This is a genomic window from Mesorhizobium sp. LNHC209A00, from assembly GCF_000502915.1.
Lineage (GTDB): Bacteria > Pseudomonadota > Alphaproteobacteria > Rhizobiales > Rhizobiaceae > Mesorhizobium.
In genome coordinates this window covers 397,969-417,185 of sequence record NZ_AYWT01000001.1, presented here as the reverse complement: position 1 = coordinate 417,185, position 19,217 = coordinate 397,969, and the positions used below count along the sequence as shown (strand labels likewise).

The window sequence follows — 19,217 nt, the reverse complement described above, 5'->3', positions numbered from 1 at the left end:
GCCCTAGCTCCTCGCAATGGCATGAAAAAAGGTGCCGCTGACATGGCCGCGCCGGTAGCCGGAGGCGCCGAGCGGATTGCCCTGGCCATCGGCGAGATCGGCCAAAGGCTCGTCATTGCCGGTGGCCGTCATCTGCGCATAGTGGAATTCGTGACCTCGGATCAGCGCGCCCTGCGAACCCAGCGGACAGTCGGCGCGCAGCCGTGCCTCGCGGTAGCCAAGGTTCATCTTGCGCCTGGCGAAGCTGGTGGAATGGCCGAGCAGGCCGAGCATGGGATGCGTTTCGCCTGATGCATCCTCCAGCGCTTCACCAAGCACCATGAAGCCACCGCATTCGCCATGGATCGGCTTTGTCGTGGCGAAACGTGCCATCCCCGCATGGAAATTCACGGCGGCGGTGAGTTTGCCGGCATGAAGCTCGGGATAGCCGCCGGGCAGCCAGCAGACGTCGCAATCCCCGTCCGGCGCCTCGTCGGCGAGCGGCGAGAACGGGACGATTTCCGCGCCGGCCTTGCGCCAATAGGCGGCGACGTGCGGGTAGAGGAAGGTGAAGGCGGCATCCTCGGCAAGCGCGATGCGTTGGCCAGGCGGCCGCAGCGCGTCGGCGAAATCGCCGACCGCCGGGACGAGAGGTGTTGCCAGCGCCATCACCGCGTCGAGGTCGAGCGACTTTTCCGCCATGTCGGCGAGCCGGTCCAGGTGCGCCATCAGGTCTTCATATTCGCCGGCCTGGACGAGACCGAGATGGCGTTCGGGCAAATTAAGCGAGGGGTCGCGTAAAATGGCGCCGACGACAGGCAGGCCGATCGCCTCGATGGCGTCGCCGGACAGCTTGCGATGGCGCTCGCTGCCCAGCCGGTTGAGCACGACCCCGGCCATGCGCACATCAGGGTCGTAAGTGGCGAAACCTTTGGCGACGGCCGCAGCCGTCGTCGACTGGCCGGAGACGTCGAGCACCAGCAGCACCGGCAGGCCGTAAAGCCGGGCCAGATCGGCAGCCGAACCGGTGCGGCCAAGCGAGGCCGGGATGCCGTCGAACAGGCCCATGGCGCTTTCGAGGATGACGAAATCGGTGTCGTCGGCTGCTTGTGCGGCCAGCGCATTGAGCAGCGACGGCGACATCGCCCAGCTGTCGAGATTGACGCCGGACAGGCCGGTGGCGGCGGTGTGGAAGCCTGGATCGATATAGTCAGGGCCGGATTTGGCGCCGCGCACTTTCAGGCCGCGCCGGGTGAGTGCGCGCAGGATGCCGATGGTGACGCTGGTCTTGCCCGAACCGGAGCGCGGCGCGCCGATGATGATCGCCCGGGCCGTCATGCTCCGCCCGCCAGTGCAGCGCGCATGGCGACGATGCCGCCGACGACGATCAATGCCGGCGAGGCGAGCCCGGCCGCCGCCGCTGCCCCGGCAATGGTGGCGAGCGTGGCTATGACGGTCCTTTCCCGCGGCGTCGTCGCGGCGACGATTATGGCCGCCGGTGTCGATGGCGCCAGTCCGCCGTCGAGCAGGGCGGCTGCTATGAGAGGCAGATTTGCCATGCCCATATAGACGACGACCGGCTGGCCGGTGCGGGCGATCGCCGCCCAGTCGAGATCGTCATCGGTGCCGGCGGCGTGGCCGGTCGCCAGAATGACAGCCTTGTTGATGCCGCGCATGGTGGCTGGAATGCCGGTCGCGGCGAGCGCGCTGAGACCTGAGGTCAGGCCGGGCAGCACCCGGAAAGGGATGTTTTGACGCGCCAGCGCCAGCGCCTCTTCGCCGCCACGGCCAAAAATATAGGGATCGCCGCCTTTCAGCCTGACGACGCGGCGGCCTTCGCGCGCCAGCCGCACCAGCAGAGCGGTGATGTCGTCCTGCTTCATCGATGGCTGGCCGCCGCGTTTTCCCGCGAAGAAAAGCTCGGCGCTTCCGGCAATAGCAACCACATCGGGCGAAACCAGCGCGTCGTAGACCAGCGCATCCGCCTCGGCCAGTGCCGCCAGCACCTCCAGCGTCAGGCAGCCGGGATCGCCGGGACCGGCGCCGGCCAGCCAGACATGGCCCGGCTCCAGCGGACGCGGCTTGAAGTTCAGCCGTGCCAGCGCCTGTTCGAGCGTGGCGTTTTCGCCGTTGTTTCCAGTGCTGGCGCTCACAATCCGTCCCGTCCGCGAAAACGCCGCTGGTAATGGGCGTCGTACAATGAACTCTCGCCGAAATCTTGTGCCGCCAGCGAACGGCCGACGAATATGAGCGCTGTGCGCTCCATTGGATCGGCGGCCAGTAGCGCCTCGATCGTTTCCAGCGTGCCGGTCAGCACGCGCTCGTCCGGCCAGGAGGCGCGGAAGACGATCGCCACCGGGCAATCGCTACCATAGTGCGGCGTCAGCTCGGCGACGACGCGGTCGATGGCATGGATGGCAAGGTGGATGGCCAGCGTGGCGCCGGTGCGGCCGAAACCGGCCAGCGTTTCGCCGGGCGGCATTTTCGACGCACGTCCTGACACGCGGGTCAGCACCAGGCTTTGCGCGACTTCGGGGATGGTCAGCTCGCGGCGAAGTGCGGCGGCGGCGGCCGCGAAGGAAGGGACGCCCGGCGTCAGCGTGTAGGGGATACCATGCTTTTCCAGCCGGCGGATCTGCTCGGCGACGGCACTCCACACCGACAGGTCGCCGGAATGCAGGCGGGCAACATCATGGCCGGCCATGTCGGCGGCCACATATTCAGCCTCGATTTCGTCGAGCGACATCGGCGCGGTATCGATCAGCTTCGTTCCCGGCGCGCAATGCTGCAGCAATTCCGGCGCGACGATGGAGCCGGCGTGGAGACAGACCGGGCAACGCGCCAAGAGCCTTGCGCCACGCAGCGTGATGAGGTCGGCCGCACCTGGCCCGGCGCCGATGAAATGGACGGTCATGGCGCGTCTCCGCTGATGGCGATGGCGCAGGTGACCGGACCGAGCACGGTGCGGGACCCGAGCAGGGTCGCGCCTTTGCCGGCGACGGCAAGGGCCGAGGCTTCCGAGACGGATGGTGTGCCCGCCAGCTCCCGCGAGAGGCTGGAGCTGGTTAGCGTCCCCGGCGAGGCGGCCTGAAGGGCTGCGTCATCAACGATAATGACGGGAAGGTTCAGCTTGCGACCAGCGGCGGCGATTGCTTGTTCATCCTTCTTGAGCGCCGCGGTGGCCAGTGCCGAAAGAGCCGACATCGGCAGGCCATGCGCTTCGAGCGCTGTTTCTATCGCCGCGAGCACGTCCTCGACGGTGACGCCCCTTCGGCTGCCGATGCCCGCGACCATCATGGCTTCACCCAACTCCATTGCGTGACGGGCATGGCCGGCCGCCATGCCTGCATGGAGCCGACCGGCGAAGCGCGGGAGATGCCGATGCGGGTGAGGTCGCCGCCGCGCTTTGTGTGCTGGGCGAGGAGCAGGGCTTCCATTTCCAACGTCACCGCGTTGGCGACAAGACGGCCGCCTGCGCGCAAGGCTCTGATGGCGGCATTCAAGACGCCGGCGTCGCTGCCGCCGCCGCCGATGAAGATGGCATCAGGTGTCTCCAGTCTGGCCAGGACCTTGGGCGCGCTGCCTTCCACAATGACGAGGCCGGGAACGCCGCAGGCGACGGCGTTATGAGCGATGCGGGCGGCGCGAGCCGGGTCGGCCTCGATGGCGATGGCGCGCAGCGAAGGGTGGGCGAGCATCCATTCGATGCCGATCGAGCCCGAGCCGGCGCCGACATCCCACAGCAATTCGCCGCGCCTCGGCGCCAGCGCCGACAGGGTGATAGCGCGGATTTCGCGCTTGGTGATCTGGCCGTCATGCTCGAACAGATGGTCGGCGAGGCCGGATGTGAGCGGCAGCACACGCGCCTGCGTGGCCGAATCAATTTCGATGGCCAGGACATTGAGCGGATTGATGTTTTGGAGGTCGAAGGCATCGGCGCGAGCCGAGCGCAATGTCTCCTTCGGCCCGCCCAATGCCTCCAGCACCGTCAGGCGCGAAGCCCCGAAGTCGAGCTCGGCGAGCAGCCGGGCAATTGCCGCCGGAGCAAAGCCATCGGATGTCAGCGCCAGGATGCGGGCGTTGGGCTGCAGCAGCGGGCGGATGAGGTCGATCGGGTGGCCGTGCAGTGAGATGGTCTCGATATCCTGCAGGGCCCAGCCAAGCCGCGCCGCGGCCAGCGACATCGCCGACGGCGCTGATATGACATTCATCTCGCGCGGCTTGACCTTGCGGGCGAGGGTGGCGCCGACCCCGTGGAAGAACGGGTCACCGGAGGCGAGCACGCAGACGTTCCTGCCGGCAAGCGCCAGGACATCGGTCATCCCTGCATCGAAAGGAACCGGCCAGGGACGCGGCTTGCCCTTGGCGAAGGAAGCGACGAGCGCCAGGTGCCGCTTGCCACCGAAGATGAACTCCGCCTCGGCGATCCGCCGCTTGGCCTCGTCGCCGAGACCCGCTAAACCGTCCTCGCCGATGCCGATGATTGTGAGCCATCTCGGGTTGGGCTTGGCGGCGCGGGGACCCTCAGCAGGCATGATGACCCACCGTATTCTGATCCTCGGCGGCACCACCGAAGCCCGGCAACTGGCCGGAAAACTGGCGGCGCGCGCCGATTGCTCGGTCACGCTGTCGCTGGCCGGCCGTACGGGAAACCCCGTCGCGCAAGGCGTGCCCGTGCGAAGTGGTGGGTTCGGCGGTGCCGACGGTTTGGCCGCTTATCTCAGGGAGGCAGGCACTGGTCTGCTGATCGACGCCACGCATCCCTACGCGGCGCGTATCTCCGCCAATGCCGCGCAAGCAGCACGCGCCACCGGCGTGCCGATCCTTGCCTTGCGGCGTCCAGGCTGGGAAGCTGCCCAGGGTGACCGCTGGCTTGAGATCGACGGCGTTGCCGGGGCGGCGCGGGCGCTTGGCGATGTGCCGCGCCGCGTGTTTCTGGCGCTTGGCCGGCAGGAGGTCGCCGTCTTCGAGGCCGCACCCCAGCACCACTACCTCATCCGCAGCGTCGATCCGGTCGAGCCGAAGCTGGTTGTGCCCGATGCCGACTATCTGCTGGCGCGCGGGCCGTTTGGCGAGACCGACGAGCGCGTGTTGCTCGAAAAGCATCGTATCGATGTCGTGGTGTCGAAGAACAGCGGCGGCGCGGCGACATACGGGAAGATTGCCGCTGCCAGGGGGCTCGGCATCGAGGTGATGATGGTTCGCAGGCCCGTCCTGCCGGATGTGCCTTCGGCTGAAACCGTCGAAGCGCTGGCCGGGATGGTGCGTCATTTTGTCGAGCCCGACGCCGAGCGCGGCGTGTAGACCAGCGCCGGCTTTTCGCCGCGCTTGATGATCCGGGTCTCCGGCGAACCGATGATGATGCAGGTCGCCATGTCGGCCTTTTCGGCGTCGACATCGGCCAGCAGATAGACCTCGATGCGTTCATCCGGCCGGCCGGCGGCGCGGCCGAAGATCACCGGCGTCGTTCCGGGCAGGATGGCGGCCAGGCATTCGAAGGCGCGGCCAAGCTGCCAGGGGCGCGCCTTGCTGATCGGATTGTAGAGCGCGATGACGAAGCCGGCGCCGGCTGCCGCCAGGAGGCGCAGTTCGATCAGATCCCAAGGCTTCAGATTGTCGGACAGCGAAATGGCGCAGAAGTCGTGGCCAAGCGGCGCGCCGATGCGGGCGGCGACCGCGAGCATGGCGGTGACGCCAGGCACGACGGCGACATCGACCGTGCGCCATTCGGCCGGGCCGGCCTCGATGGCCTCGCAGACCGCTGCGGCCATGGCAAAGACGCCGGGGTCGCCACCGGACACCACGGCAACGTCGTGGCCCTCGGCAGCCTTGGTCAGGGCATCCTTGGAGCGGGCGAGTTCCTCGCGGTTGTCGGAAGCGACACGGATCTGGTCCGGGCGCAGCTCGAGCCGGTCGAGGTAAGGCTTGTAGCCATAGAAGAATTTTGCCTCGGCGATAGCGTGGGTGGCTTGCGGCGTGACCTGGTCGGCATTGCCGGGCCCGAGGCCGATGACGGTGAGACGGCCGCTCATATCTGGGCTCCAGCCGCGCTTGCCCGACCGGACCAGCCGGCAACCAGCACGATGGCGAAGTAGGGCGCCTTGTCGTCCGGCTTATCGGCAAGTTTCATCGAGACGCTGCCGGCCATGGTGCCGCGCTCGACATAGACGGCGCGCGTCAGCTTGCCGGTCGCCTCAAGCGCGCGCCTGATCTTGGGCAGGTTGCGGCCGACCTTCATGATGACGGCGGCATCGGTGTCGGCGAGGCGGCGCGTCAGCTCGAACTCGCTCATCGTGCCGGGCAGCACGGTCAGCACGTCGTCGCCTTGGACGATCGGCACACCGGTCTGCGACCAGCAGCCGGACATTGCGGTGATGCCCGGGATGACCTCGGTGTGGAAACGATGGGCAAGGCGGACATGCAGGTGCATGTAGGAGCCGTAGAACAGCGGATCACCCTCGGACAGCACGGCAACCAACCTGCCGGCGTCGAGGTGCTCGGCGACCTGTTCCGCCGACTCCTCGTAGAAGCCGGTGATCTGCGACCGGTAGTCGTCGTGATCCTTGTCGATCTCGGTGGTCACGGGATAGAGCAGCGGCAGTTCCAGCATGTCAGGCCGGAAGCGCGCCTCGACGATGGCGCGTGCATTGCTGTTGTTGCCGCGCTTGGCGAAATACGCCACGACATCGGCCTCGGCCAGCACCCGCGCGGCCTTCAGCGTCAACAATTCTGGGTCGCCGGGACCGGTGCCGACGCCGACGAGACGGCCTTTGGGGAGCGCGTTCACAAGCCCGGCCTCGCCAGTGAATTGAGTGCGGCGGCGGTCATGGCGCTGCCGCCGAGCCTGCCGCGCACAATGGCATAGGGCACGCCATAGGAATTCTCGGCCAGTGCGTCCTTGGATTCGGCAGCGCCGACGAAGCCGACCGGCATGCCTATGATGGCGGCCGGCCTGGGCGCGCCGTCGCGCAGCTTCTCCAGGAGATAAAAGAGCGCGGTCGGCGCGTTGCCGATGGCGACCACCGAACCGGCCATGCGCTCGCTCCACAGGTCGATGGCGGCCGCCGAGCGGGTGTTCCCGATCTCCCTGGCGATGTCGTGCGTGCGCGGGTCGCGCAGCGTGCAGATCACCTCATTCCCGGCCGGCAGCCGGGCGCGCGTGACGCCATGCGAGACCATTTCGGCGTCGCAGAAGATCGGCGCGCCGGCCGCCAGGGCTTTGCGCGCGGCGCTGACGAAGTCGGGGGAGAAAACGAAATGATTTACCGCCTCGACCTGGCCGCAGGCGTGGATCATGCGGATGGCGACATCCGCCTCGGCCTCGGAAAAGCGCGAGAGATCGGCCTCGGCGCGGATGATGGCGAAGGAACGCTCGTAGATCGCCGTGCCGTCGTGAATATAGTCGTAGGCGGCCATGCTCATTCCTGTAAATACGTCTGGGCAAGACCAGCCGTCCCAAGCCTTGTCAGGCAAGCGGCGGCGGTTTCGCCCTGATATCGTGCACCGCGGATCATCGCCGCGACGCGGCTGAAGCCGCGCGCGGCGTCATAGCCCGGCCTGTAGCCGGCAGGAAGAGCCTTTGCCGTCGCGTTCACGACAAGTCCGGCTCCATTTTCGCCGCCGACTATTGTGAGCGCTGCCGGGCCGGGATTGGCGCAGCCCTTGGCGCAGCCGGAGACGTGCAGCGTGAAGTCAAGGATGTCGGCGTTTTCGGTGGCGATCGCCTCGGCGATGTCGCGCGTCGCGATCCGGCCGGAAGCGCAGGCCGGGGCGCCGGGGCAAGCCGCGATGCGCGTGCGCGGGTCGGTGGGAGAGGTGACGAAGCCGAGGGTGGCGGCGGTGTGGTGAAGGGATTGATTCGCATTCGCCGGCTGACCGAGGAAAAGCAAGGCGCGGCCGGGGGCGAGGCGGATTTCTGACGTGCCGAGGGCGAGGGAGCTTTGCGCGAGGCCGATGATCTTGTCCGCCGGCATGCTGCCATAGGGGAGGCCGATGCCGAAGGCGTGGCCGTTGTTCAAGTCGAAGAGGCCAACCGGCAGGCAACTATGCTCCACGGCGCCCTCCTCTGTCCCGCCGATCTCCGGCAGGACAGAGGGGGGCGGCGTGGAGTGCCAACCTGCGAGAGAGGCCAACTGCCGCTCCGACAAATCCCGTGTGTGTGCGTCCCGACCTTTCTCGGCGACCATCCGAAGCGCCGCGACAGCAATGTCGCGCGCCGCATCTTCGTCAGCCGTCGCAAGTCGCTTCTCACTTTGGCTGTCACCGGCAACTGATATGGCCCAAAGAGTGCCAGCGCTGACCCCAACCGCCTTCAACCTGACATCGGCCGTCACCGCATCCAGCGTGAGTTGCCCGCCGCCGTCGACGACCACCGAAACCTTCGGCCCAAGCCTTGGCGCCAGTCCTGCACCTTCGATCGCCGCCGTGATCCGCTCAGCCATTGGCCGGGGATCCGCGATCTCGTGTGGGTCGATACCCGCCAGCGGGCCGGTCTCGACCGGTAAGCCGGTGCGCACCGCGATGCCCAGCGCATCGACCTCCGTTGCCAGCAACGCGGCACTTTCCGTCGTCAGGCCACGGATCTGCAGGCTGCCGCGCGCCGTCACTTCCATGATGCCGTTGCCGTGCCGCGAGGCGGACTCAGCAAGGGCGATCAACAGCTTCGGCGACAACCCTCGGGAAGACGGGCCTCCGGAAGATGTGCCTCCGGAAGATGGGCCTCCGGCGACCGGATTGAGCCGCACCAGCAGGCCGTCGCCTGTCTGCATCGGCGCCGACAAGGCAGGGCAGGCGCCACGGCGCGAGAAGGCCTTCATGCCGCGACCCCGAGCGCGTTGGCCTCGGCGATCAGCGCGGCGAGATCGTCGTCGATGGAATTGCGCACGGGATGCCAGAGACCACGCCGGCGCGCCGACAGGAAGCGCTCGGCAATGACTTTGGCGGCTGCGGGATTTTCGCGCAGGATGAAGGCGCGGACGTCCGCGTCGCCAAGATAGGCATCGTGCACAGCCTCGATCAGCGCGCCTGAAATGGCATGGGTGGTCTCGGCGAAGCCGACCAGCCGGTCGACGGTTTCGGCGAATTCGGAGGCGCCGCGCGGGCCGTGCCGCATCTGGCCCGATATGAAACGTGAATTGAGGGCACGGGCGCGTACCACGCGCGACACCGCCTCGCCGACCGATCGCGGTTTCGGCCTGCGCGGATCCGTGGTGTCGAGCACGATGACGTCGGCGTTCCTGCCGAGTGCGGCCAAGGCGGCCGAGAAGCCGCCGATGAAGGCGACGTCGGCGGAGCCTTCGAGAATGTCGCGGCCGGGGTCGTCGCCGGTGTGGACGAGAAGATCGGCCTCGGCGATGCGGCCTTCAAACGCTCCAGGTGCCGAGACGCCTTCGCCGCCGGCACCGCCATAAGCATGCGAGGTCGCGTCGAGATAGGCGCGGCCGATCTCTTCCCGCGCCGTCCAGTCGCCGCTCGACAGCATGTCCTCGACGCCGGCGCCGTACGTGCCGGGCGAAGTGCCGAAGATCCGTGGGCTGACCTTGCCGTCGGCGCGGGTTTTGGCGGCGAGCGGGTTCTCCGAATCGTCCTCGTCGCGCGCGGCAACGGCGCTGGCGGCGGCGTCGATCAGCGCGATCTGGGTCGGGAACATGTCGCGGAACAGACCTGATATGCGCCAGGTGACGTCGACACGCGGGCGGCCGAGCGCAGCCGGGGGCAGCACCTCGATGCCGGTGATGCGGCCGGTGGCAGTGTCCCATTGCGGTCGGCAGCCGATCAAGGCCAGGCCCTGCGCGATCTCCTCGCCGCCGGTGCGCAGCGATGCCGAGCCCCAGAGATCGATCACCAGCGAACGCGGCCAGTCGCCATGCGACTGCATGTAGCCGCGCACCACTTCTTCGGCCGCCGCTTTGCCAAGATCATATGCGATCGGCGTCGGCATGGTTCGCGGATCCGAGGTGAACAGGTTGCGGCCGGTTGGAAGCACGTCACCGCGGCCGCGCGCGGGTGCGCCGGCCGGACCCGCCTTGACGTGACGCCCATCGAGCGCGGCGAGCAGGGAGGCCTTCTCGGTGCCCGCGCTTTGCCGGCGCATGGAGTCTGGTTCGTCGTTTGGGACGCGTCCGTAGATGTGCAGCCCGTCCTTGATGGCGAAATCCTTGAGGTCGCAGAGCCAGGCGTCGATGCGGCGCAGCGCTTCGTCGGGCGCGTCGGTCTTGGCGACGCCGGCTTCGGAGGCAAGGCCGGTCTTTTGCGCGGTTTCGACAATCAGCCTGGCGAGCCGGTCCCGGCGACGGCGGTCGAGCCCGTCGGCCTGGGCATATTCGTCGACCAGCCGTTCGAGCTCGTGCTGGTCCTCGTCCAGCCCGGCGCCTGCCAGCGGCGGCGGCAAATGGCCAAGGGTGACGGCGGCAATGCGCCGTTTGGCCTGCGCGGCTTCGCCGGGGTTGGAAACGATGAAAGGATAAATGACTGGTAATGCGCCGGTGACGATCTCGGGAAAGCAGGTTTGCGACAGCGCGACGGTCTTGCCGGGCAGCCATTCCAGCGTGCCGTGGGCGCCGACATGGATGAGAGCGTGGGTGCCGATCGATTTGCGCAGCCACAGGCCAAAGGCGATCAAGGCATGGCGCGGGGGGAGGGTCGGATCGTGGTAGTCGGCGCGACGATCGGCCGAGCGGCCCCGGTCGGGGGCGAGTGCCACGGTGACATTGCCGAAATGCGCGGCGCGGAAGGGGAAGTGGTGTTTGCCTGATAGCGAAGTTGTGTGCGAGGTCTCATTTTCCGCTCTGCCCCACGCAGCCTTTACCGCGGCAATCGCCGATGTCGGCAACTCTTTCGAGAAGTCGAGATAGTCATTCAACCCCAGCCCATCACTGCCCCGCTCCAGCATCTGCAACAATTCACGCGGCGTTTGCGGAATCCCCTCAACGGCATAGCCCTGTTCGCTCAAGTCGTGCAGCATGGCCAGGACGCTGGATGGCACATCCAGCCCGACCGCATAGCCTGTGCGGCCAGGTGCACTGGGATAGTCGGGGATGAGGATCGCGAGCTTGCGCTCGTCCCGCTTCGTCTCCCGCAGCCGGATGAAAGCCGAGACTCGACCGGCCACTTGCTCCACCCGGTCCAGTTCCGGCCGGTTCGCCAACGCGCGATGGCCAAGCGCCGGATCGATATCGCTCTCGGCCTTGAAGGAAATGGCGCCGGCGAGGATGCGGCCGTCGAGTTCGGGCAGCACGACATGCATGGCAAGGTCGGCTGGCGCCAGGCCGCGCTGGTTGTTTTCCCAGACGTCGCGGCGCGTGGTGGCGACGATGACCTGGAAGACGGGCACGCCGGCGCGGTCGAACAGGGTTTCGACGCCGGGTTCCGCGCCGGATGCGAAAGCGGTCGCGGTGACGATCGCGGCGGGTTTCAGCGATGCGATGGCATTTTCGACGAATGCCAGCGACGCCGGATCCTTCAGACTGGAAACGAAGATCGGGACCGGTGCCAATCCCCTGGAGCGCAAAGCCTCGGCCAGCGCGTCGATCGGGGCGACATCGGCGGCAAGCAGCATCGATCGGTAGAAGAGAATCGGGATAATGGGAGTGTCGCTATTGGAACCGGCCGGCTCCTCCGAGACCCCCAATCCAGCCTGATAGTACCCGGCCTTCGGCACGCTGACCGGGTTGGCGACGGGCGTATCCTGTCCGGCCAGGCCTGCCAGCTTGTGCACCAGCGCGCTCATATTGGCCGGGCCGCCCTCGCGGAAATAGCCGAGCAGGCCGTCCAGTTCGGCACGCGGCAGCGTCGAGGCTTCGACCAGCCTGAGATCCTCGTCGTGGCTTTCGCCGGGAAGCAGCGCCAGTTTGATGCCGCGTTCGCGGGCAATCACCGCCAGTTGGTCGCAGCCATAGCGCCACCACTCGTAGCCGCCGAGGATGCGCACCAGGATGATTTTGGCGTGGCGGGCGACGGTGTCGATCCAGAGGTCGACGGACATGGGATGGCGCAGGTCGCGCAGTGCGGCCAGCCGCATCGAGGGCAGGCGACCGGCATCCGCCTTCCACGCCGCAGCCAGTCCGGCGAGATCGCTGTCGGTGAAGGATAGGGCCACGATGTCCGCCGGCGCCTGCCTGAGATCGACAGGCTCGGCGAGGTCGTCGAGCGAGGCGGAGGTCGTCGTGAGGATGTGCATCGCGGCCCGGCCTGGAAATCAGCCGGCGAGGATACGTTCGATCGCAGGACGGTTCAGCCCCTTGGGGCCGATGACGACGAGGCGCGATCGGCGGTCGTCCCCGGCGGTCCAGGCACGGTCGTAGTAATGATTGACCCGCGGGCCGACGGCCTGCAGCAGGAGCCGCATCGGCTTGCCGCCGACCTCGACGAAGCCTTTCACGCGCAGCACGTTTTCCTGTTCGGCGGCGGCGGCGACGCGCTTTGCCAACTCGTCGGGATTGGCGATCGAGGGAATGTCGACGATGAACGTGTCGAAGTCGTCATGCTCGTGATCGAATGCGCCGTCATGGTGGGACTTGCGGTTCTCGATGTCGTCCTCGACGGCGAGACCGAGCCCGAGCAGCACCGAGGGATCGACCTTGCCATGGGACGTCGGCACGATCTTCACGGCGCGGGCGGAGTGTTCGTTGACGATGGCCTTGGCGCGAGCCGAGCCGGCGGCGTCCATCAGGTCGCTCTTCGACAGGATGATCAGGTCGGCGCAGGCGATCTGATCCTCGAACACTTCCTCGACCGGATCGTCATGGTCGAGGCTCTCGTCCTGCGCGCGCTGCGCCTGCAGGGCGTCCATGTCGTTGGCGACGCGGCCTTCCGCCAGTGCGGGGCCGTCGACCACGGCGATGACGCCATCGACGGTCACGCGGCTCTTCACCGTCGGCCACTGGAAGGCTTGGACCAGAGGCTTGGGCAGAGCGAGGCCCGAGGTTTCGATCAGGATATGGTCGACCTTCGGCGTCAGCGACAGGATCTTGTCGAGGGCCGGCACGAAATCGTCGGCCACGGTGCAGCAGATGCAGCCATTGGCCAGTTCGACGATGTTTTCCTCTGGGCAGGTGTCGATGCCGCAGCCCTTGAGGATCTCGCCGTCGATGCCGATGTCGCCGAACTCGTTGACGATGATGGCAATCCGCTTGCCGCCCGCGTTTTCCAGGAGATGGCGGACCAGCGTCGTCTTGCCGGCGCCGAGGAAGCCGGTGACGACGGTGCAGGGAACGCGAGACAGAGATGTTGTCATGATCAGTCTTTCAGCATGTCGAGGGGTGGAATGCGGGCAACGAGGCCGCGCTTGAGGCTATCGGGCCTGCCCCGCCAGGGAATGAGGCCGTCGCTCGAGGTGGCGAAGAGTTTCGCGCCGGTGACGAGATCGGCGCCGCTGGTCGTGGTCAGATCGCCGAACACATAGCTCCAGCAGCCGTCGCGCAGGATCGCGGCGCTAAGCCGGCGCTTGCAATTGCCGAGGCATTCGACCGTGCGGACGCGAATCTTCTCGGCCAAGGCGGCTTGGCGCGTATCTTCAGCCAAAAGTTCGCCGGCCCGGGGACGGGCGTCGGAGCCGGTCTCGTCGCGACAGGAAGCGCAGACAATGACCGTGATGCCGGCCAGGGAATCATCCCCGCCGGACGAAATGTCGGTTGTTTCAGCCGAAAAGCTGCTGTCGCGATCCAAATCAGGCTCCTTGCCCGGAAAACCCGCCAGGCGATCGGATTATTGCATTCCAGACGGCAGGTCTCCTGGCTCGCGGGTCATCGCCTTGGTAGCCGCCTTCCCGGGACAATCCCAGTGGCTTTCGGCCTTGGCTCTTCGCTCACAGTTGCGGGGACAGCCGCGGATTTGGGATTTTCAATCCCGCACCGCATTCCCTCTTGGCTCCTCCCTTTGCCGAGAGGAGACCGTCTGGATGGGATTTAGGCTCTTGCAGGCAGCGGTGTCAACGCGAGCTTACGACACCGCGATGTCGGACAGCGCCGGGCCGAGATCGCCGACAGGGGTTATTTCCATGCGCTCAAGGCCAAGCCAGCCCTGCATCTGCTTCAATTCCTCGAAGAGCTGGGCGGCGGTTTCGGGCGGTGCGTCGGGCTCGGGGTAGGCGGCATGGACGCGCAGGACACTGGCCGGCCGGTCGGCCTTGAGGTCGATGCGCGCCACAATCCTGTCGCCGAGCAGGAAAGGCAGGACATAGTAGCCATATTGCCGCTTGTCGGCCGGCGTGTAGATTTCGATGCGGTAATGGAAGTCGAACAGCCGCTCTGAGCGCGAGCGCTCGAAGACGACCGGATCGAACGGCGCCAGCAGGGCGCGGGCCTCGATCTTGCGCGGCATACGGGCGTCCTTGTGAAGGTAAGCCGGCTTTTCCCAGCCCTCGACACGGACCGGCAGCAAGTCGCCGAGTTCGACCAGTTCCTCCAGCCGGCCTTTCATGTCGGCCGGCGAGAGTCGAAAATAGTCGCGCAGGTCGCCTGAAGTCGCCACGCCATGGGCACGGGCGGAAATGCGCAGCAATTCGCGATGCGCGTCCTCAGGCGTCGGTACCGGCAGATCGAGGATCGGCTGCGGCAGCACGCGCTCCGGGAGGTCGTAGAAGCGCTCGAAGCCGCGTCGGTGCGCGGTGGTAATGCGCCCGGCCCAGAACAGCCACTCGAAGGCGTGCTTGGCGTGGCTCCAACCCCACCAGCCGCCGGAGCCTTTCTGGCCTTCGAGCGCCGAAGCGGCGATCGGCCCGCGCGCGACGACCTCGCGGTAGATCTCTTCTATATAGGCGGCGTGCTCGCGGCCCCATTTGGCCAGTCCCGGATACATTTCATCGCCTTGCTCGGCGCGCTGCATGCGCCAGCGCATCAGCGGGTAGGTCTCGACGGGCAGGAACGAGGCTTCATGCGCCCAATATTCGAAGACGGTGCGCTTGCGCGTCACGGCGGCGTTGTCGAGCAAAGCGAGGGGATAGGGGCCGAGACGCGAATAGAGCGGCATGTAATGAGCGCGCACCACGGCACTGACGGAATCGATCTGCAACAGGCCGGTGCGGGACAGAACGCGGGCGAAATGGCGACGGTCCGGCGTGCCGGCCGGGCGGGGATCGAGAAATCCCTGGGCGGCGAGCGCGATGCGCCGGGCGGCGGCAAGCGAGATCTTTTCCTTCATGCGGATGCGTCTCTGATGGACCTGTCTGGCACATTGCTGGGCGTGATTCCCATCCATGCTAGCAGGGTTTTGGCGGCAACCGTGTCAGGAGAGAAAAGTGGAGTTTAAAGCGAAGGAAATCAAACAGGAGCGGATGGGACCAGTTTCTCCCGGAATGCCGTCCAGCGCGGAGTTTTGAACAAGGTTTGACTTGCTTCGCTGGAAGTGCTGCGCTAACCCTCGCCGCGTTGCAGCATAGGCCCCTTAAAACGGTTCAGCGGTTAATCTGTCACGCTTCCGCATTAAGGTTCGGTGCTGTAGTCAAAGTGGATTGGCGCCAACGGAAAGCCGCTGCATGAACGCACTTCTCAGTTCGTACCTGCCCATCGTCCTGTTTATCGGCGTGGCACTGGTCGTCGGCCTGGCGCTACTGGCGGCCCCGTTCCTGGTGGCGTATCGCAACCCCGATCCTGAAAAACTTTCCGCGTATGAGTGCGGTTTCAACTCGTTCGACGACGCCCGCATGAAATTCGACATCCGCTTCTACCTGGTGTCGATCCTGTTCATTATATTCGACCTGGAAGTAGCCTTCCTCTTCCCCTGGGCAGTGTCCTTCTCGAAGATCGGCATGCTCGGTTTCTGGTCAATGATGGTGTTTTTGGCAGTGCTGACCATCGGCTTTGCCTATGAATGGAAAAAAGGAGCGCTGGAATGGGATTGAACGACAGTTCAGGCACCCTCGTCGCGCCGAAGCCCAAAGGTATTATCGATCCCAACACCGGCAGGCCGGTGGGGGAGGACGATCCCTTCTTCCTCGAAATCAACAATGAGCTTGCCGACAAGGGTTTTCTGGTCACCTCGACCGAGGCGCTGATCACCTGGGCGCGCAGCGGCTCGCTCATGTTCATGACCTTCGGTCTGGCGTGCTGCGCGGTCGAGATGATCCACACCTCGATGCCGCGTTACGATTCGGAGCGGTTCGGTGTCGCGCCGCGCGCGTCTCCGCGCCAGTCCGACATCATGATCGTGGCCGGCACGCTGACCAACAAGATGGCGCCGGCGCTGCGCAAGGTTTACGACCAGATGCCGGAGCCGCGCTACGTCATCTCGATGGGTTCGTGCGCTAATGGCGGCGGCTACTATCACTATTCCTATTCGGTGGTGCGCGGCTGCGATCGGGTCGTGCCGGTGGACATCTACGTGCCCGGCTGCCCGCCGAGCGCCGAAGCCCTGCTCTACGGCATTCTTCTGCTGCAGAAGAAGATCCGCCGCACCGGCACGATCGAACGGTAAATCCATGGCCGCCTCCTTAAGCGAACTGTCGACCTATCTCGGCGAGAAGCTGCCTGGCCGCTTCGGCGATGCGGTATTCGCCTATGGCGAGCTCACCGTTCACGTCGAGCCTCAAAACTTGATCGAGGGGATGACCTTCCTGCGCGACGATGCGCGCTGCCAGTTCATCTCGATCATCGATGTCTGCGGTGCCGACTACCCGTCGCGGGCCAAGCGCTTCGACGTCGTCTATCACCTGCTTTCGCCTAAGCAGAATGTGCGCATTCGCATCAAGGTGCAGGCCGACGAGGAGACGATGGTGCCTTCGATCACCGGCGTCTATCCCGGCGCCGACTGGTTCGAGCGCGAAACCTACGATCTCTATGGCGTGCTGTTTTCCGGCCATCCGGACCTGCGCCGCCTGCTGACCGACTACGGTTTCGAAGGCCATCCGCTGCGCAAGGATTTCCCGCTCACCGGTTTCGTCGAAGTGCGTTACGACGACGAAGCCAAGCGCGTCATCTACGAGCCTGTGGAACTGAAGCAGGAATTCCGCAATTTCGATTTTCTGTCCCCATGGGAAGGCACGGATTACGTGCTGCCAGGGGATGAGAAGGCAAAGCAGTAATGGCTGAAACCTCCGTCCGCAACTTTAACATCAACTTCGGACCTCAGCACCCTGCCGCGCATGGTGTTTTGAGGTTGGTTCTGGAGTTGGACGGCGAAGTGGTCGATCGGGTCGATCCGCATATCGGGCTCTTGCATCGCGGTACGGAGAAGCTGATCGAGCATAAGACCTATCTGCAGGCGGTGCCTTATCTCGACCGGCTCGACTATTGCGCGCCGATGAACCAGGAGCACGCCTTCGCGCTCGCCGCCGAGCGCCTGCTCGGCATCGAGGTGCCGAGGCGCGGCCAACTGATCCGCGTGCTCTATTGCGAAATCGGCCGCATCATGTCGCACATCCTCAATGTGACGACGCAAGCCATGGATGTCGGCGCGCTGACGCCGCCGCTGTGGGGCTTCGTCGAGCGCGAAAAGCTGATGGTGTTCTATGAGCGCGCCTCCGGCTCGCGCATGCATGCGGCCTATTTCCGGCCCGGCGGCGTCCACCAGGACCTGCCGCGGCAGCTGGTCGAGGACATCGGCAAGTGGATCGACCCTTTCCTGAAATCGCTCGACGATCTCGACAGGCTGCTCACCGGCAACCGCATCTTCAAGCAGCGCAATGTCGACATCGGCATCGTCTCGCTGGCCGACGCCTGGGCCTGGGGCTTTTCGGGCGTCATGGTCCGTGGTTCGGGCTCGCCGTGGGACCTGCGCAAGTCGCAGCCCTATGAATGCTATTCGGAAATGGATTTCGACATCCCAATCGGCAAGAATGGCGACTGTTTCGACCGTTACCTCGTGCGCATGGAAGAGATGCGCCAGTCGGCACGGATCATGCGCCAGTGCATCGATCTCTTGCTCGGCAAGGAAAGCACCGGGCCGGTGTCGAACCTCGACGGCAAGGTGGTGCCGCCCAAGCGCCAGGCGATGAAGCGTTCGATGGAAGCGCTCATCCATCACTTCAAGCTCTATACCGAGGGCTACCGCGTCCCGGCCGGCGAGGTCTATGCGGCGGTCGAGGCGCCAAAGGGCGAGTTCGGCGTCTACCTGGTCTCCGACGGCACCAACAAGCCGTATCGCTGCAAGCTGCGCGCCCCCGGTTTCGCGCATCTGCAAGCCATGGATTTCCTCTGCCGCGGTCACATGCTGGCCGACGTCACAGCCGTCCTCGGCTCCCTCGACATCGTGTTTGGTGAGGTCGATCGCTAAATGTCAGTCCGCCGTCTCGCAGAAGCCAGCGTCCAGCCAGCCTCCTTCGCCTTCAACCGGGCGAATGCGGCAGCGGCGAAGCAATGGATCAAGAAGTATCCCAAGGGCCGCGAGCAGTCGGCGATCATTCCCCTGCTGATGATAGCGCAGGAGCAGGAAGGCTGGGTCACCAAGGCGGCGATCGAGACCATTTCCGACATGCTCGGCATGCCGCGTATCCGCGGCCTCGAGGTCGCGACCTTCTATACGCAGTACCAGTTGAACCCCGTCGGCACTCGTGCGCACATCCAGGTTTGCGGCACCACGCCCTGCATGCTGCGCGGCTCGGAAGCGCTGATGGACGTGTGCCGCTCGAAGATCCATCACGACCAATTCCACACCAACGACAAGGGCACCTTGTCGTGGGAGGAGGTCGAATGCCTCGGCGCCTGCGTCAACGCGCCGATGGTCATGGTGTTCAAGGACACGTTCGAGGATCTGACGCCCGAGCGTCTGGCCGAAATCATCGATCTCTACGACGCCGGCAAGGGCGCCTCGGTGACCCCGGGACCGCAGAACGGCCGCACCGGCTCGGAGCCGGCCTCCGGCCTGACCACGCTGAAGAGCGAAAAGGCGATCCTCAAGTCGACCCGCGACCGCGAAACTCGGGAAGCAGCCAAGGCCGCGAAGGCAGCGCCCGACGCCATCATCGCCGCGCCGGTGCCGGCACCGGCTGCCCCAGCCGCCCCAGCTGCGTCTGGTCCGGTTGCTCCGTCGAAATCCAGCAGGCCGAAGACCGCCGCGCCAGAGACCAACCCGACGTTGAAGACGCCGTCGCCGGCCAAGGTCGCGCCGGTCACCGAGAACGCGGCCAGCGTTGCGGCACCCCTCCACTCGGCCGCCAACGCCAACAAGGCCGCTCCTGAAGTCGAGGCGACTCCAAAACAACGCAATGGGCCGAAGAACCGGGCCGAACCGGGCAGCGCCTTCAAGGCGCCGGAGACCAAGCAGCCTGCCGCCAAGCCGACCAAGAAGCCGGTCTGAGGGACGAA

General features: G+C 65.9%; 18 protein-coding genes, 1 pseudogene and 1 riboswitch. Of the genes and pseudogenes, 6 read left to right on the top strand and 13 right to left on the bottom strand.

Annotation, left to right across the window (positions count from 1 at the left end; translation table 11 throughout):
* Window positions 1-3: 3 nt before the first annotated feature.
* The 5 genes from X739_RS163830 to X739_RS163850 are packed head-to-tail and all read right to left on the bottom strand — an operon-like array spanning window position 4 to window position 4,514.
* On the bottom strand, window positions 4-1,317 hold the full coding sequence (locus X739_RS163830; protein WP_023791967.1) for a cobyrinate a,c-diamide synthase: 1,314 nt from the start codon (window positions 1,315-1,317) through the stop codon (window positions 4-6).
* Window positions 1,314-2,132 (bottom strand): uroporphyrinogen-III C-methyltransferase, encoded by an 819-nt coding sequence (cobA, locus tag X739_RS163835; RefSeq protein ID WP_023769768.1) that lies wholly within the window; start codon window positions 2,130-2,132, stop codon window positions 1,314-1,316. Before cobA ends, X739_RS163830 begins: the two co-directional genes overlap by 4 nt.
* Window positions 2,129-2,893, bottom strand: a complete 765-nt coding sequence (gene cobM, locus X739_RS163840; protein WP_023769769.1) for a precorrin-4 C(11)-methyltransferase — start codon at window positions 2,891-2,893, stop codon at window positions 2,129-2,131. Before cobM ends, cobA begins: the two co-directional genes overlap by 4 nt.
* Window positions 2,890-3,276, bottom strand: coding sequence for a cobalamin biosynthesis protein (locus tag X739_RS163845; RefSeq protein WP_023769770.1), 387 nt, complete (start codon window positions 3,274-3,276; stop codon window positions 2,890-2,892). Before X739_RS163845 ends, cobM begins: the two co-directional genes overlap by 4 nt.
* Complete coding sequence (locus tag X739_RS163850) at window positions 3,273-4,514, bottom strand: bifunctional cobalt-precorrin-7 (C(5))-methyltransferase/cobalt-precorrin-6B (C(15))-methyltransferase (RefSeq protein ID WP_023769771.1); 1,242 nt, start codon at window positions 4,512-4,514, stop codon at window positions 3,273-3,275. The genes X739_RS163845 and X739_RS163850 overlap by 4 nt, the downstream gene beginning before the upstream one ends.
* Window position 4,515: 1 nt before the next feature.
* Between X739_RS163850 and X739_RS163855 the strand changes: the two genes are divergently transcribed.
* Entirely contained in the window at window positions 4,516-5,283 is a 768-nt protein-coding gene (locus X739_RS163855) for a cobalt-precorrin-6A reductase (protein WP_023769772.1), read from the top strand.
* Here the strand turns inward: X739_RS163855 and X739_RS163860 are convergent.
* From X739_RS163860 to X739_RS163895, 8 genes are all read right to left on the bottom strand, one after another.
* Window positions 5,247-6,011, bottom strand: a complete 765-nt coding sequence (locus X739_RS163860; RefSeq protein WP_023769773.1) for a precorrin-3B C(17)-methyltransferase — start codon at window positions 6,009-6,011, stop codon at window positions 5,247-5,249. The two genes, X739_RS163855 and X739_RS163860, sit on opposite strands and share 37 nt — an antisense overlap.
* Window positions 6,008-6,766 carry a precorrin-2 C(20)-methyltransferase gene (locus X739_RS163865; RefSeq protein ID WP_023769774.1) on the bottom strand — a complete coding sequence of 253 codons (759 nt, stop codon included), beginning with the start codon at window positions 6,764-6,766 and terminating at the stop codon, window positions 6,008-6,010. The genes X739_RS163860 and X739_RS163865 overlap by 4 nt, the downstream gene beginning before the upstream one ends.
* Window positions 6,763-7,395, bottom strand: a complete 633-nt coding sequence (locus X739_RS163870; protein WP_023769775.1) for a precorrin-8X methylmutase — start codon at window positions 7,393-7,395, stop codon at window positions 6,763-6,765. Before X739_RS163870 ends, X739_RS163865 begins: the two co-directional genes overlap by 4 nt.
* 2 nt (window positions 7,396-7,397) lie before the next feature.
* Window positions 7,398-8,795, bottom strand: coding sequence for a precorrin-3B synthase (cobG, locus tag X739_RS163875; protein WP_023791959.1), 1,398 nt, complete (start codon window positions 8,793-8,795; stop codon window positions 7,398-7,400).
* Window positions 8,792-12,157: a cobaltochelatase subunit CobN gene (cobN, locus tag X739_RS163880; RefSeq protein WP_023791956.1), complete on the bottom strand. Its 3,366-nt coding sequence runs from the start codon at window positions 12,155-12,157 to the stop codon at window positions 8,792-8,794. The genes cobG and cobN overlap by 4 nt, the downstream gene beginning before the upstream one ends.
* 18 nt (window positions 12,158-12,175) lie before the next feature.
* Window positions 12,176-13,213 (bottom strand): cobalamin biosynthesis protein CobW, encoded by a 1,038-nt coding sequence (cobW, locus tag X739_RS163885; protein ID WP_023769777.1) that lies wholly within the window; start codon window positions 13,211-13,213, stop codon window positions 12,176-12,178.
* A gap of 2 nt (window positions 13,214-13,215) precedes the next feature.
* Entirely contained in the window at window positions 13,216-13,644 is a 429-nt protein-coding gene (locus tag X739_RS163890) for a DUF1636 family protein (protein WP_023769778.1), read from the bottom strand.
* A 37-nt stretch (window positions 13,645-13,681) separates the two neighbouring features.
* Window positions 13,682-13,888, bottom strand: a riboswitch (cobalamin riboswitch).
* Window positions 13,889-13,917: 29 nt separating this feature from the next.
* Window positions 13,918-15,117, bottom strand: coding sequence for a winged helix-turn-helix domain-containing protein (locus tag X739_RS163895; RefSeq protein ID WP_023782633.1), 1,200 nt, complete (start codon window positions 15,115-15,117; stop codon window positions 13,918-13,920).
* Between the two features lie 334 nt (window positions 15,118-15,451).
* Between X739_RS163895 and X739_RS163900 the strand changes: the two genes are divergently transcribed.
* The 5 genes and pseudogenes from X739_RS163900 to nuoE all read left to right on the top strand — a co-directional run.
* On the top strand, window positions 15,452-15,817 hold the full coding sequence (locus X739_RS163900) for an NADH-quinone oxidoreductase subunit A (RefSeq protein WP_010910112.1): 366 nt from the start codon (window positions 15,452-15,454) through the stop codon (window positions 15,815-15,817).
* On the top strand, window positions 15,808-16,389 hold the full coding sequence (locus tag X739_RS163905; protein WP_015317338.1) for an NADH-quinone oxidoreductase subunit B: 582 nt from the start codon (window positions 15,808-15,810) through the stop codon (window positions 16,387-16,389). The genes X739_RS163900 and X739_RS163905 overlap by 10 nt, the downstream gene beginning before the upstream one ends.
* Before the next feature lie 4 nt (window positions 16,390-16,393).
* Window positions 16,394-16,996, top strand: coding sequence for an NADH-quinone oxidoreductase subunit C (locus tag X739_RS163910; RefSeq protein WP_023791951.1), 603 nt, complete (start codon window positions 16,394-16,396; stop codon window positions 16,994-16,996).
* Window positions 16,996-18,186 (top strand): NADH-quinone oxidoreductase subunit D, encoded by a 1,191-nt coding sequence (locus X739_RS163915; RefSeq protein WP_023769780.1) that lies wholly within the window; start codon window positions 16,996-16,998, stop codon window positions 18,184-18,186. The genes X739_RS163910 and X739_RS163915 overlap by 1 nt, the downstream gene beginning before the upstream one ends.
* A pseudogene (gene nuoE, locus X739_RS163920) lies at window positions 18,187-19,197 on the top strand (NADH-quinone oxidoreductase subunit NuoE); the annotation flags it as partial. It abuts the gene before it with no gap.
* Window positions 19,198-19,217 lie beyond the last annotated feature (20 nt).